Here is a 13,788-nt window from a genome sequence, read left to right as displayed (position 1 = left end):
TCTCAGTGCGTGGTGATCGGGAAGGCGTGGGTGTGGAAGCGCACCTGCTCGGTGCGGGCGTCGTCCTCGTCGGCCGCGCGGTCGCGGTACGTCTCGACCAGGGCGTGCATCTTCTCGACGAGTTCACGGGTGAGCTCGGGGGTGAGTCTCAGCGTGGCGCTGCTCATGTCCCAGACCGTGTTCCACTCCTCGGGCCATGAGGCGCGGTTGCCCAGCCAGGTCGACAGGTCCCGGGTCTGGGTGGTCGCGATTTCGTGGAGGTAGAGGTCCGCGGCGCCGCGGACGACCGGGTCGGCGTCCGTGAGCAGCGCGTCGTCGAAGGCCAGGCCGTGGTGGACGGCCTTCCACCATCGCTCCCTGCCCTTGCCGCGCTCGGGGTCGTCCTCGACGAAGCCGTACTCGGCGAGCTGACGGAGGTGGTAGCTGGTGGCGCCGCTGGACTCGCCCAGTCTCTCGGCCAGTTGGGAGGCGGTCGCCGGTCCGCCGAAGCGCAGGGAGTCCAGCAGCCGCATGCGCAGGGGGTGGGCCAGTCCGCGCAGCGAGCGGGCGTCGAGCTGGCGTACTTGAGGGTTCTGGGGCTCGGTCACGCGTACAAAGATAGCGTTGCAAAGAGACCTTTGCAACGGATTCTTTGCATGAGTAGTGCCTCGGCGAGGGACGCCAGCCAGTCGACGAGCAGTGCCAGCGCGATGGTCAGCACCGAGCCCAGCACCAGTACCGGCATGCGCTGGGTGGTGATGCCGGTGGCGATGAGGACGCCCAGGCCGCCGCCCCCGCCGAAGGCCGCGAGCGTCGCCGTACCGACGTTCAGCACCAGGGCCGTCCGCACGCCCGCCAGGATCAGCGGGACGGCGAGCGGCAGTTCCACCCGCCCGAGCACCCCCAGCGGCGACATGCCGATGCCCCGGGCCGACTCGAGGAGCGTGGGGTCGTTCGCCCGCAGGCCCGCGACGGTGTGCGACAGCACGGGCAGGACGGCGTAGGCGACGATCCCGATCAGCGCGGCCCAGGGGCCGATGCCCAGCCAGATCACCAGCAGCGCCAGCAGGCCGATCGCCGGGGTCGCCTGCCCGATGTCGGCGACGGCCGTCACCACCGGGGCGGCCCGGCGGAAGGCGCGACGGGTCAGCAGGACGCCCAGGGGGATCGCGATGATCAGTACGAAGAAGGTGGAGATCGCTGTCAGCTGCACGTGCTGCCACAGGGCCTTGGACACCTGTCCGCCCGACAGCGCGTTCTCGGAGATCGTGTCCAGGTCGGCCTGCTGGAACCACAGCCAGGTCGCGAGCAGCATCGCGACGACGAAGGCGGGCAGGAAGGTCAGCTTCCGCCAGGTGAGCCGCGGGACCGGCGGCTGCGCCCGCAAGGCCCGAGCACCGACCGCGACCGGGTCGTGGACCGCGACCGGCCCGTGGACCGCCGCCGGTTCGTTGACCGCCACGGAGCCTCCGGCTGCCGCCGGCCCGTGGACCGCAGCGCAGCCTTCGGCCGCCGCCAGACCGTTGACCGCAACGGACCCTTCGGCCCCCGCCGTGTCGTGCACCGGTGTCCCGGCCCGTGCCAGCGAGCTCCGGGCCCGTATCCGTATCAGGTCGCCGCGCCGCAGCCACTTGTAGGGGCGGCGCCGCCTGTCGAGCAGCACGGCATCCCCTACGCGCGTCAGGTCCAGCCCCTTCAGCGCCGCGCCCGCGCCGCCCACGAACCCCGACACGAAGGCGTCCGCCGAGTGGGCGAGGATCGCCTCCGGGGTGTCGAACTGGGCGATGCGCGAGCGCTCGCGCAGCACCGCGATCCGGTCGCCCAGCTTGATCGCCTCGTCGACGTCCTGGGTGACGAAGACGATCGTCTTGCGCAGCTCGTGCTGGAGCCGGATCAATTCGTCCTGGAGATGTTCGCGGGTGATCGGATCCACCGCGCCGAACGGCTCGTCCATCAGCAGCACCGGCGGATCGGCCGCCAACGCCCGTGCCAGGCCGACGCGTTGCTGCTGCCCGCCGGACAGCCGGCGGGGGTAGCGGCCGTGGAACTCGCCCGGGTCGAGGCCGACCAGGTCCAGCACCTCCTCCACCCGGTCCCTGATCCGGCGCCCGGTCCAGCCGAGCATCCTCGGCACCAGGGCGACGTTCTGGGCGACGGTCAGGTGCGGGAAGAGACCGGCCGACCGGGTGGCGTACCCGATCGTGCGGCGCAGTCTCACCGGGTCGACGTCGGTGACGTCCTCGCCGCCGATGCGGATGCGGCCGCCGCTCGGTTCGATCAGCCGGTTGATCATCTTCAGGGTGGTGGACTTCCCGCACCCCGAGGGGCCGACGAGGACGACGGTCTCGCCGGCCCCGATCTCCATGCTGACGTCGTCCACGGAGGGCTGCGGGCTGCCGGGACAGCGCTTGGTCAGGCCCTCCAGTTCGATCGAGGCGCCCCGCGTGGCCGTCCCGGACGTGGCCGTCTCAGACACGGCTCCCCCTCGGTATGGTCAGCCGTCCGAGCAGGACGTACGCGGCGTCGAACAGCAGGGCGAGGACGACGATCCCGAGGGTGCCCGCGAGGACCTGGTCGAGCGCGTTCCCGCTGTCCGGCGAGGCCAGGCCCCGGAAGATCACATGGCCGAGGCCGGGCCCGGAGACGTAGGCGGCGATGGCGGCGATGCCCATCAGCATCCGGGTGGAGACCCGGATCCCGGTGAGGATCGGCGGCCAGGCCGGCGGCAGCTCCACCCGCAGCAGACGGGCGGGCCGGGACATTCCGACGCCGCGCGCGGCGTCGACCAGCGCGGGATCGACCCCGCGCAGGCCGACGATCGCGTTGCGCACGATCGGCAGCAGCCCGTACAGCGTCAGCGCGATCACGGTGGGCGCCACGCCCAGCCCCACGATCGGCACCAGCAGGCCGATCACGGCGAGCGACGGGACGGCCAGGAGCGTCGAGGTGGCGGTGGTGGTGAGCCGGCCGGCCCACTCGCTGCGATAGGTGGCGACGGCGACGAGCACTCCGAGCAGGGCCGCCAGGGCGACGCACGGGAGGACGACGGAGGCGTGCTGCCAGGCGTCGGTGAGCAGCTGCTGGTGCCGGTCGCCCAGGTACTCCCAGAAGCTCACACGCCCACTCCCTACGGTCGGCCGCTGTCCTCCGCCGCCTGTTCCACGAGCGGGATGATCCGCAGCGGAACCGGGTTCTCCATGACGATCGCGGTGGCGGCCCGGACGATCCCATCAAAACCGACGACGAGGTCGATGACCCGTTGGAGATCGGCGTTCGAGCGGGCCACCAGACGGCACAGCATGTCGCCGTTGCCGGTGGTGGTGTGCAGCTCCAGCACCTCCGGCACGGTCGCCAAGTGCGCCCGGACGTCGGCGCCTTGGCCCTGCCGGATCTGGAGGGTGGCGAAGGCGGTGACGGGGTAGCCGAGGGCCGCCGGATCGACCTGCGGACCGAAGCCGCGGATGACTCCATTCGACTGAAGCCGGTCGAGCCGCGCCTGCACGGTGCCCCGGGCGACCCCCAGCCGCCGGGACATCTCCAGCACCCCGATCCGCGGCTCGCGCGCCAGCAGCACGATGATCCGGCCGTCCAGATGATCGATCGCCACAGCAGCCTCCCGAGTGGATGGGCATCCCGATGGTCATCCTGTACAGAGACCCCGGCCGGACGCGCACGGCGCTGGTCATATTGCCCAGTGAACAACCGAACTATTGCGCAGCTTGCAGAGCGGAGCCAGGCTTCGGCCATGACGCAGACCACACACCACACTCCCGACACCGCCCGGCAGGCCGACCCCTTCCCGGTCAAGGGAATGGACGCGGTCGTCTTCGCCGTGGGCAACGCCAAGCAGGCGGCGCACTACTACTCCACCGCCTTCGGCATGAAGCTGGTCGCCTACTCCGGACCGGAGAACGGCAGCCGCGAGACCGCCGCCTACGTCCTGGAGAACGGCTCCGCCCGCTTCGTGCTCACCTCGGTGATCAAGCCCACCACCCCCTGGGGCCACTTCCTCGCCCAGCACGTGGCCGAGCACGGCGACGGCGTCATCGACCTCGCCATCGAGGTCCCGGACGCGCGCGCCGCGTACGCCTACGCCCTGGAGCACGGCGCCCGCTCCGTCGCCGAGCCGTACGAGCTCAAGGACGAGCACGGCACGGTCGTCCTCGCCGCGATCGCCACGTACGGCGAGACCCGCCACACCCTCGTCGAGCGCAGCGGCTACGACGGCCCGTACCTGCCCGGCTACGTCGCCGCCGCGCCGATCGTCGAGCCGCCCGCCCAGCGCACCTTCCAGGCGATCGACCACTGCGTCGGCAACGTCGAACTCGGCCGGATGAACGAGTGGGTCGGCTTCTACAACAAGGTCATGGGCTTCACGAACATGAAGGAGTTCGTGGGCGACGACATCGCGACCGAGTACAGCGCGCTGATGTCCAAGGTCGTGGCCGACGGCACGCTCAAGGTCAAGTTCCCGATCAACGAGCCCGCCATCGCCAAGAAGAAGTCCCAGATCGACGAGTACCTGGAGTTCTACGGCGGCGCCGGCGTCCAGCACATCGCGCTGAACACCAACGACATCGTCGCGACCGTACGCACCATGCGCGCGGCCGGTGTGCAGTTCCTCGACACCCCGGACTCGTACTACGACACCCTCGGCGAGTGGGTCGGCGACACCCGGGTCCCCGTCGAGACCCTGCGCGAGCTGAAGATCCTCGCCGACCGCGACGAGGACGGCTATCTGCTGCAGATCTTCACCAAGCCGGTCCAGGACCGCCCGACCGTCTTCTTCGAACTCATCGAGCGCCACGGCTCGATGGGCTTCGGCAAGGGCAACTTCAAGGCCCTCTTCGAGGCGATCGAGCGCGAGCAGGCCAAGCGCGGCAACCTGTAGGCCACCGGCCGAGGGAGGCTGGGGGAATCAGTCCGGCAGCGGTACGTCCGCCGCCGATTCCCCCAGCGCCCTGAGGGCCGTGTGCGCGGCGCGGGCGTGCACCGGTGAGAACCAGGGGTTGATCCGCAGCGCCTCGGCCAGATGCCGACGGGCCGGCCCGTCCAGCTTCAACTCCCGCTCGATCATGCCCCGGTGATAGGCGTACGGCGCGCTGCGCACCTCGCCGCCGTGCTCCCGGTCGGTGGCCCGCACGGCGAACGCCAGCGCCTCCTTGTCGTCGCCGGCCCGGTGCAGCGCCCAGCCCAGCGCGTCCGCCACGGCGAGGCCCGGCTGCCGCCTCCACTCCTCCCGGAGCATCCGTACGGCGGCCGCCGGGTCCCCGTGATCGGCCTCGAACAGGCCCAGGACGAGGGTCCCGTCGACCCCTCCGGCGGCATCCCGCCGCACTTGTTCCCGCAGCAGGTCGTACTGCACGCGCGCGGCCCGGGTGAGACCCAGCGACTCGTACAACTCGCCCAGTTCCAGGGCGTATTCCGGCAGCGGCTGCTTGGCCAGCGCCATCCGGTACGCGCTCAGCGCCTCCGCGTTACGGCCGAGCGCGGCCAGCACCCTGCCCTGCCCGGCCTGCGCGGCACGCTGGTCGGGGTCGAGGCGCACGGCCTCCCGGAAGTGCCGCAGAGCGTCCTCGCGCTCCCCGCTCTCCCAGGCCAACTGCCCGGCCCGCTCCTGCCAGGCGGCCCGCTCGGCGGGGGAGGAGGCACGGGCCGCCGCGTCGGCGAGGGCCGCCGAGGCGTCCTCCCGCCAACCCCGGTCGCGGTACACCCCGGCCGCGCGCCCCAGCACCGCCGAATCCTTGCGCAGCGCCACCAGCCGGTCCAGCGCCGTCCGCGCCTTCTTGTACTCGCCGAGCCCCGTGCAGGCGTCGATGAGCTGCGCGTACGACGCCCAGCGCCGGGGTGCCGCCGACAGCGCGGCCTCGCTCCACTTCCGGGCGGTACGGAAGTCCCGGCGGGCGTTGGCCAGCGCGGCGAGCCCGTCGAGCGCCTCGGCGTTGCCCTTCGGCAGCACCTTGAGGGAGTCCCGCAGCGCGCGTTCGGCCTTGGGATAGGAACCGGCGGCGTCACCGGTGCGCCGCCCCCGCTCGACGTAGGCGGCCCCGAGCATGGCCCACCCCCGGGCGTCCCGCGGATGCGCCCGTACGAACCGCTCCTGCTCCCCGATGAACACCCCGAGATCCGGCAGCGAGGCCGCGACCCCGGTGAGCACGGCGGCCCGGGCCTGGGCACCGGGCGCCGGCCCAGGCCCCCGCGCCGGGGCGCTCGACTCCCCGGGCAGCCACAGCAGCACACCCCCGAGCACCAGCCCCCCGACGAGCGAGCCGACGAGAAGCCGACGGCGTAGGCGGGGAGAGGGGGTTCCGGAGAGGGCGGGGGACGCGGGGACGGGGGCGGCGGCGTTCTGCTCCATGGTGTTCACTGTGCGTCAGTACGACGACCACATCGCGGTGTCCCCAGGGGGAGTCCATGGGGTTCACACCGATGGCCCCGGGTGACACTCTGTGATCATGAGCCGTATCGAAGCCGCACCCGACGAGGCCCAGGGCAACCTCACCGACCGGCTGCTCGCGGGGCTGCCGGCCGAGGCCGTCCTGACCGACCCGGACGTCACCGCCTCCTACGCCAACGACATGGCCAGCTTCTGCCCGGCCGGCACCCCCGCCGTCGTCGTCCTGCCGCGCACGGTCGAGCAGGTCCAGCACGTCATGCGCACCGCCACCGAGCTGCGCGTCCCGGTCGTCCCGCAGGGCGCCCGCACCGGCCTGTCCGGCGGCGCCAACGCCTCCGACGGCTGCATCGTGCTGTCCCTGACCAAGATGGACCGCATCCTGGAGATCAGCCCCGTCGACCGCGTCGCCGTCGTCGAACCGGGCGTCGTCAACGCGACGCTGTCCCGTGCCGTGGGCGAACACGGGCTCCACTATCCGCCCGACCCGTCCAGCTGGGAGAGCTGCACGATCGGCGGCAACATCGGCACCGCGTCCGGCGGCCTGTGCTGTGTGAAGTACGGGGTGACCGCCGAGTACGTCCTCGGCCTCGACGTCGTGCTCGCGGACGGCCGCCTGCTGTCCACCGGCCGCCGTACCGCCAAGGGCGTCGCCGGATACGACCTCACCCGGCTCTTCGTCGGCTCCGAGGGCTCCCTCGGCATCGTCGTGAAGGCGGTCCTCGCGCTCAGACCGAAGCCGCCCGAGCAGCTCGTCCTCGCCGCCGAGTTCCCCTCCGGCGCCGCCGCCTGCGACGCCGTGTGCCGGATCATGGCGGGCGGCCACGTCCCCTCACTCCTCGAACTCATGGACCGTACGACGGTGCGGGCCGTCAACGCGCTCGCGCACATGGGACTCCCCGACACCACGGAAGCCCTTCTGCTCGCCGCGTTCGACACGGCGGACCCCGCCGCCGACCTGGCCGCCCTCGGTGCCCTGTGCGAGGCGGCGGGCGCCACCCAGGTGGTCCCCGCCGACGACGCCGCCGAATCCGAACTCCTCCTCCAGGCACGCCGGTTGTCCCTCAACGCACTCGAAGCGGTGCGCGGCACGACGATGATCGACGACGTGTGCGTACCGCGCTCCCGGCTCGGCGCGATGCTGGAGGGCGTCGAGCGGATCGCCGAGAAGTACCAGCTGACCATCGGTGTCGTCGCCCACGCGGGCGACGGCAACACCCACCCCACCGTCTGCTTCGACGCCGCGGACCCCGACGAGTCCCGGCGGGCCCGCGAGTCCTTCGACGAGATCATGGCGCTCGGTCTGGAGCTCGGCGGCACCATCACCGGCGAGCACGGGGTGGGCGTACTGAAGAAGGAGTGGCTGGCGCGCGAGATCGGCCCGGTGGGGGTGGCGATGCAACGGCAGATCAAGGACGTCTTCGATCCGCTGGGCATTCTCAACCCGGGCAAGATGTTCTGAACGCCTTCCGTCACTGGGCGAGCAGTTGATCGAGCGCGTCGTCGATGCCGAGCTGCTCGCCCTCAGTCCCCGGGGGCACCACGCGCAGCGTGCGCTCCAGCCAGGCCGAGACCTGCGCGCTCGGCGCCTCCAGCAGAGCGTCCCCGTCCGGCGAACTGAGCGCCATCAGGACCACGTTCCGCCCCTCCACCTTCGTCGGCCACACCCGCACGTCCCCATGACCGCACGGCCGGAACACGCCCTCGACGAGCAGTTCGCGGGCGAACGTCCAGTCGACCGGGACCTCGGAGTTGATGTGGAAGGTGATGTGCACGGCGAAGGGGTCGTCGCTGCGGTAGCTCAGGCGGGCCGGCACGGGGACGCTGCGCTCGGGCGACAGGATCAGCTTGAGCTCCAGCTCGCGTTCCACCACGGTGTGGTGCATGTCGGTTTCCTCTCCCTGGGGACTCGGTGGGTCCGTGCGGGGCCTCGGTGAGGCGCCCGCACGAGGAGAGAGGGGGCGGGTCCCGGAGCATTACGCGGGTTCGGAGAAGTTTTTTCGGTCGCCCGGAATGGGGTCGGTACGGCGGGAGAGGCGGTGGGGGTTGCGCCGGTCTGATAGATGTGGAGGCCCCCATCCCACCTCCGAGCAGATACGGGACGACGGACATGAGCGCCCCAACCCCGGCCCCCGGCGACGACAGGCCCCGCGAAGGCTATTACCCGGACCCTTCCATCCCCGGATACGTCCGGTACTGGAACGGTTCCGCCTGGGTACCGGGCACCAGCCGCCCGGCGCCGGCCGGCGGCGAGCCGCTCACCCCTCCGGCCGCCGACCCGGTGGAGGAGACGGGCCCGCACTTCTTCGACGAGGACCCGCGGCAACGGCTGTACGGCGGCCACTCCGAGGCACCCGGCGCGAGCGAGGCCCCCGACGGCATGGACCCGTCCGGCACCTTCATCTTCCGCCGCCCCACCCCGGGCCCGGCCGCTTCTACGACGGGTCCGGCCGCGGCTACGGCGGGCCCGGCGGGGTCGACCGCACCCGCCGCCCCAACGGCCCCCGCGAACCAGGCAACCCCGGCCCCGCACGACGGAACGGCCGCCCCGGACCCCGGCACGGTGACGTTCCGCGCCCCGCACCCGCGGACGGGCGGCCACGACGGCACCCCCGGAGCACACCCCGAGAGCGCACCCGCCGCCCCCCTCCCCTCGGGAGGCGCGGTCTTCGCGAACCCCGCGCAGGGCGCGGCGGCGCCGGCACCCTCCGGTCCGGCACAGCAGGGTCCCGCTCAGCAGGGTCCCGCACAGCCGGGTCCCGCTCAGTCGGGCCCGGCCTTCGGCCCGCAGGGCGTCGCAGCCCCCGGCACGCCCGACTCCGGCCCCCAAGCAGCCCCCGCCGCCCCCGGCTTCGCCGCAGGCAGGGCCGCCGCCGAACGGGCCGCCGCCGCGCAGGCCCAGGGCCCGCAGGCCGCCCAGGGGCAGGCGCCGCAGATCCCGCCGGCCGCCCACCCCGGCGCGCACACCGCGCAACCCCCCTTCCCCGGCGCCCAGCAGGGCACCCCCGGCGTACCTCCGCAAGCGGCCGGCCCCGCCGCCTCCACCCCCTCCTCCGGTCCCACCCCCATGACCAGTGGCCCCGGCGGGGGCCAGTCCTCCTGGGCGCAGCAAGTGCATCAGCTGGCCGGTGGGCCCGGGGGCGATCAGCCCGTCGCTCCCTGGAAGCCGCCCGTCGAGGACATCTTCCAGGCCGCCGCGCGCCGGCAGGCCGCCGCCCGTCCGGCCCCGATGGGCAAGCGGCTGCTCGCCCGGCTCGTCGACAGCGTGGTCCTCGGCGCCGTCACCGCCGCCGCCGCGGTGCCCCTCGGAACCAAGGCCCTGGACCACGTCGACGAGAAGATCGACGCCGCCAAGCTCTCCGGCCGTACCGTCACCGTCTGGATCCTCGACGGCACGACCTCGGCCTACCTGGGGATCATCGTGGCCGTCCTCCTGCTCGCCGGCGTCCTGTTCGAGGCCCTCCCCACCGCGAAGTGGGGCCGCACCCTCGGCAAGAAGCTGCTCGGTCTGGAGGTGCGGGACATCGAGGGCCATGACGCGCCCACGTTCGGCGGGGCCCTGCGCCGCTGGTTCGTCTACAGCGTCCCCGTCCTCCTCGGCGTGGGCCTCGTCGGCGTGGTGTGGGGCCTGTTCGACAAGCCCTGGCACCAGTGCTGGCACGACAAGGCCGCCCACACGTTCGTAGCCGACGCGTAGCCGTACTCCCAGCCGTACTCCGGTCGGCCGTCCGCCGGATGCGAAACGGCTAGGGGCGGGGTCCACTCGGGCCATGACGACCGAACCGCCCCCCGGTTCCGGCGGCGAGCCGCCGGAGGACGATCCGTTCCGGAAGCAGCCGCCCCCGCGAGGCGAAGGCCAGGGGGCGGGCTCGCCGTACGACACGCCCTACGGCGGCGGCCCCTACGGTGGCGGCCCGTACGGCGGCGGTCCTTACGGCGGTGCCCCCGCCGATCCCCTCGCCGGCGTGCCGCCGCTCGCCGACAGCGGTCGGCGCACCGCCGCGAGGATCATCGACATGATCCTGGTCGGGGTCGTCGTCGGCCTGCTCACCTGGGGTCTGGGCGTCACCCAGTACAACGTGAACGGCGATGACGTCGAGAGTGCCAAGACGTTCGCGCAGTCCCTCGTGACCGCCGTCCTCTACATCGCCTACGACACCTTCCTGACCGCCAGGTCGGGTCAGACGCTCGGCAAGAGGTGGCTCGGCCTGCGCGTGGCGGACCTGGACAACGGCGTGACGCCCTCCCTGCCCAACTCGCTGGTCCGGGCGCTCGTGCTGTGGGTGCCGTTCGCCTTCTGCTGTTTCTTCTTCTGGACGATCGTCTGCGGCGGCTGGAGCTACTTCGACAAGCCGTACAAGCAGGGCCTGCACGACAAGGCGGCCAAGACGGTGGTGGTCAGCACCGGTTGACGGACAGCGGTTCAGCGCGCCACCGGCTCCGGCTGGGCCTCCTCGGCGGCGGCCGGAGTCGCCGGAGTCGCGGTGGGCGACACCTTCGGCACGGGCACCGTCATCGCCACGAGCAGGCCGAGCGCGAGCGCGGCGACGGTGATCACCGCGATGCCCGGGCCCGAACTCGTCCGGGACAGCAGCAGCATGGCGAGCGTCGAGAGGGTGACGGTGAAGGAACCGTACGTGAGCTGTGCGACAGTCGGACGAGGCATGGCAATCGTGTCCTCGGAAGCGGGGGGAGAGCTCGACTCTATTCGCCTGCATGCCCGAGCGGAACGGGCGGTAAGCGTGACCTAACCCACGGTGCCGGTGCACAGGGGGCGCACGGAGTCATGGCGTCCACCCCGTGGACGGGCCCGTGCGCCCGTCATATTACGGTCACGTGTCCGCATTGCGAACGGCCAACTCCCAATAATGCAATTGACTTGTCCAAGTCAAGGTCTGTCTTTTCTCGTAAACCAGTAGTCAAATGGCGTCACTTGACTACACGCGTATAACCGCGCGCGGACATCCCTTGACAGAGGACCCCCCTTCCGCGCGTTCCGGGCGCGTTAGGGGAGGACATCAAGTGACCAGTAGATCCTGGACGTTCAGGACGGCCGCGACCGCCGTCGCGCTCGCGGCGGCCTCGGCCACGTTCTCGACGTTCGCCGTGGCGACGGCGGCCGAGAACACGGCGGCCGAGTCCTCGGCGGTGGACCGGCAGGACCCGCAGCCGGCCAAGGCCAAGGAGCACGACTTCGACGGCCCGCTCAGCAAGACGCAGGACGCCCAGCGCGAAGAGGCCCTCAAGCAGGTCATCTCGGGCAAGGCGACGGTCAAGGAGCGGGACGGCTCCAAGGTCGTGCGGCTCGACAGCCGCAAGGGCGACAGCAAGTACGTGGAGCTCGGCCGCGAGAAGACCGACAAGATCTTCACGATCCTCGTCGAGTTCGGCGACCAGGTCGACAGCCGCTACGGCGGCACCCCCGGCCCGCTGCACAACCAGATAGCCAAGCCGGACCGCGCCAAGGACAACAGCACGGCCTGGCAGGCGGACTACAACCGCGCGCACTACCAGGACCTGTACTTCGGCACCGGCAACGCCTCGGTGAAGAGCTACTACGAGAAGCAGTCCTCGGGCCGCTACTCGGTCGACGGCGAAGTGGCCGACTGGGTCAAGGTGCCCTACAACGAGGCCCGTTACGGCTCCAACAAGGCCTCCACCGGCGCCTGGTACGCGGTCCAGGACGGCGTCACCGCCTGGGTCGCCCAGCGCAAGGCGGCCGGCGCGACCGACGCCCAGATCAAGGCGGAGCTCGCCCAGTTCGACCAGTGGGACCGCTACGACCACGACGGCGACGGCAACTTCAACGAGCCCGACGGCTACATCGACCACTTCCAGATCGTGCACGCCGGCGAGGACGAGTCCGCGGGCGGCGGCGCGCAGGGCGAGGACGCCATCTGGGCGCACCGCTGGTACGCGTTCGGCACCGACGCCGGCGCCACCGGCCCCGAGGGCAACAAGCTGGGCGGCGCGCAGATCGGCGACACCGGCATCTGGGTCGGCGACTACACCATCCAGCCGGAGAACGGCGGCCTGGGCGTCTACGCCCACGAGTACGGCCACGACCTCGGCCTGCCGGACCACTACGACACCACCAACACCCAGGAGAACTCCACCGGGTTCTGGACGCTCATGTCCTCCGGCTCCTGGCTCGGCACCGGCAAGGAGGCCATCGGCGACCTCCCCGGCGACATGAACGCCTGGGACAAGCTCCAGCTGGGCTGGCTGGACTACGACGTCGCCAAGGCCGGCGTGAAGTCCAAGCACACCCTGGGCATCGCCGAGTACAACACCAAGAACCCGCAGGGCCTCGTCGTCCAGCTGCCCCAGAAGAAGGTCACCACCCAGGTGGTCGCCCCGGCACAGGGCGCCACGCAGTGGTGGAGCGGCAGCGGCAACGACCTGAAGAACACCCTGACCCGCTCGGTCGACCTGACCGGCAAGACGTCGGCGGCGCTGACGCTCGACGGCTGGTGGGACATCGAGAAGGACTTCGACTTCCTGTACACGGAGGTCTCCACCGACGGCGCCAACTGGACGCCGATCGACGGCAAGCTGGCCGACGGCACCGCCATCCCGCGGGACGGCAGCAACCAGCCCGCCCTCACCGGCTCGGTCGACGCCTACCAGAAGCTGACCTTCCCGCTGGACGCCTACGCCGGCAAGAAGATCCAGGTGCGCTTCCGCTACGCCTCCGACGGCGGTGTGGCCCTCAAGGGCTTCGCGGCCGACGAGATCACGGTGACGGCCGACGGTGCCGTGCTCTTCGCGGACAACGCCGAGACCGCCGACGCGGCCTGGACGTCCAAGGGCTTCTCCCGGATCGGCGCGTCCATCACGGACGACTACGACCAGTACTACATCGCCGAGAACCGCCAGTACGTCTCGTACGACAAGACCCTCAAGGTCGGCCCGTACAACTTCGGCTTCTCGACGACCCGTCCGGACTGGGTGGAGCACTACCCGTACCAGAACGGTCTGCTGATCTGGAAGTGGGACACCTCCCAGAAGGACAACAACGTCAGCGCCCACCCGGGTGAGGGCCTGGTCCTTCCGGTCGACTCCCACCCGACCCCGCTGAAGTGGGCCGACGGCACGCTGATGCGCAGCCGTATCCAGTCCTTCGACTCCCCGTTCAGCTGGTACCCGACGGACGCGCTCACGCTGCACAAGGCCGACGTCGCCACCAAGATCCCGGCCCGCGCCGGTGTCCCGGTCTTCGACGACGGCAAGTCGACGTACTACGACGCGTCGAACCCGTACGCCGGTGTCAAGATCACTGACACCAACACCTCGATCAGGATCGTGGGCGAGCCCCTGAACGGCTCGACGATCACGGTCAAGGTGGGGCCGTCGACGAAGTAGTCGACGTTCTCGCAGGTCAGAAGCGTATCGGCGGTGACCCCCTGGCGGGT

The 13,788-nt window shown here is 71.4% G+C and carries 12 protein-coding genes and 1 pseudogene; 5 read left to right on the top strand and 8 right to left on the bottom strand.

All coding sequences use genetic code 11. The features are described from left to right. Positions 1-2 precede the first annotated feature (2 nt). The 5 genes and pseudogenes from ACZ5NW_RS33460 to ACZ5NW_RS33440 all read right to left on the bottom strand — a co-directional run bounded on the left by ACZ5NW_RS33460 (position 3) and on the right by ACZ5NW_RS33440 (position 3,586). Complete coding sequence (locus tag ACZ5NW_RS33460) at positions 3-587, bottom strand: helix-turn-helix domain-containing protein (RefSeq protein WP_468747764.1); 585 nt, start codon at positions 585-587, stop codon at positions 3-5. Beyond that, positions 584-1,366, bottom strand: coding sequence for an ABC transporter permease (locus ACZ5NW_RS33455; RefSeq protein ID WP_468747843.1), 783 nt, complete (start codon positions 1,364-1,366; stop codon positions 584-586). The genes ACZ5NW_RS33460 and ACZ5NW_RS33455 overlap by 4 nt, the downstream gene beginning before the upstream one ends. Positions 1,367-1,510: 144 nt before the next feature. Beyond that, positions 1,511-2,455 (bottom strand): annotated as a pseudogene (locus ACZ5NW_RS33450) (ABC transporter ATP-binding protein); the annotation flags it as partial. After that, complete coding sequence (locus ACZ5NW_RS33445) at positions 2,448-3,095, bottom strand: ABC transporter permease (RefSeq protein WP_468747763.1); 648 nt, start codon at positions 3,093-3,095, stop codon at positions 2,448-2,450. The pseudogene ACZ5NW_RS33450 and the gene ACZ5NW_RS33445, both read right to left, overlap by 8 nt. Before the next feature lie 11 nt (positions 3,096-3,106). Next, a complete protein-coding gene (locus tag ACZ5NW_RS33440) occupies positions 3,107-3,586 on the bottom strand; it encodes an Lrp/AsnC family transcriptional regulator (RefSeq protein ID WP_468747762.1) in 480 nt (159 codons plus the stop codon). Positions 3,587-3,724: 138 nt separating this feature from the next. Between ACZ5NW_RS33440 and hppD the strand changes: the two genes are divergently transcribed. Continuing rightward, the gene (gene hppD, locus ACZ5NW_RS33435) at positions 3,725-4,870 is read left to right on the top strand and encodes a 4-hydroxyphenylpyruvate dioxygenase (protein ID WP_468747761.1); all 1,146 of its coding nucleotides are present in this window, start codon (positions 3,725-3,727) and stop codon (positions 4,868-4,870) included. A gap of 27 nt (positions 4,871-4,897) precedes the next feature. On the opposite strand, the gene ACZ5NW_RS33430 is transcribed toward hppD, so the two are convergent. Continuing rightward, positions 4,898-6,337: a tetratricopeptide repeat protein gene (locus tag ACZ5NW_RS33430; protein ID WP_468747760.1), complete on the bottom strand. Its 1,440-nt coding sequence runs from the start codon at positions 6,335-6,337 to the stop codon at positions 4,898-4,900. 91 nt (positions 6,338-6,428) lie between these two features. Between ACZ5NW_RS33430 and ACZ5NW_RS33425 the strand changes: the two genes are divergently transcribed. Further along, positions 6,429-7,835, top strand: coding sequence for an FAD-binding oxidoreductase (locus ACZ5NW_RS33425; protein WP_468747759.1), 1,407 nt, complete (start codon positions 6,429-6,431; stop codon positions 7,833-7,835). A gap of 10 nt (positions 7,836-7,845) precedes the next feature. Here ACZ5NW_RS33425 and ACZ5NW_RS33420 read toward each other — a convergent pair whose 3' ends face one another. Next, positions 7,846-8,259, bottom strand: coding sequence for an SsgA family sporulation/cell division regulator (locus ACZ5NW_RS33420; protein WP_468747758.1), 414 nt, complete (start codon positions 8,257-8,259; stop codon positions 7,846-7,848). Between the two features lie 224 nt (positions 8,260-8,483). Between ACZ5NW_RS33420 and ACZ5NW_RS33415 the strand changes: the two genes are divergently transcribed. Both ACZ5NW_RS33415 and ACZ5NW_RS33410 read left to right on the top strand, forming a co-directional pair. Beyond that, positions 8,484-10,070 carry an RDD family protein gene (locus ACZ5NW_RS33415; RefSeq protein WP_468747757.1) on the top strand — a complete coding sequence of 529 codons (1,587 nt, stop codon included), beginning with the start codon at positions 8,484-8,486 and terminating at the stop codon, positions 10,068-10,070. A gap of 73 nt (positions 10,071-10,143) precedes the next feature. Continuing rightward, on the top strand, positions 10,144-10,785 hold the full coding sequence (locus ACZ5NW_RS33410; protein ID WP_468747756.1) for an RDD family protein: 642 nt from the start codon (positions 10,144-10,146) through the stop codon (positions 10,783-10,785). Between the two features lie 11 nt (positions 10,786-10,796). Here the strand turns inward: ACZ5NW_RS33410 and ACZ5NW_RS33405 are convergent, their stop codons facing one another. Further along, entirely contained in the window at positions 10,797-11,039 is a 243-nt protein-coding gene (locus tag ACZ5NW_RS33405; protein WP_468747755.1) for a hypothetical protein, read from the bottom strand. A gap of 356 nt (positions 11,040-11,395) precedes the next feature. Here ACZ5NW_RS33405 and ACZ5NW_RS33400 point away from each other — a divergent pair, with 356 nt between their 5' ends. Continuing rightward, positions 11,396-13,738 (top strand): immune inhibitor A domain-containing protein, encoded by a 2,343-nt coding sequence (locus ACZ5NW_RS33400; protein WP_468747754.1) that lies wholly within the window; start codon positions 11,396-11,398, stop codon positions 13,736-13,738. The last annotated feature ends 50 nt before the right edge of the window (positions 13,739-13,788 follow it).

It is taken from the genome of Streptomyces sp. NPDC032126 (genome assembly GCF_055580085.1).
The sequence above is the reverse complement of the archived record's forward strand: the minus strand, read 5'-3'. Positions and strand labels throughout refer to the sequence as shown.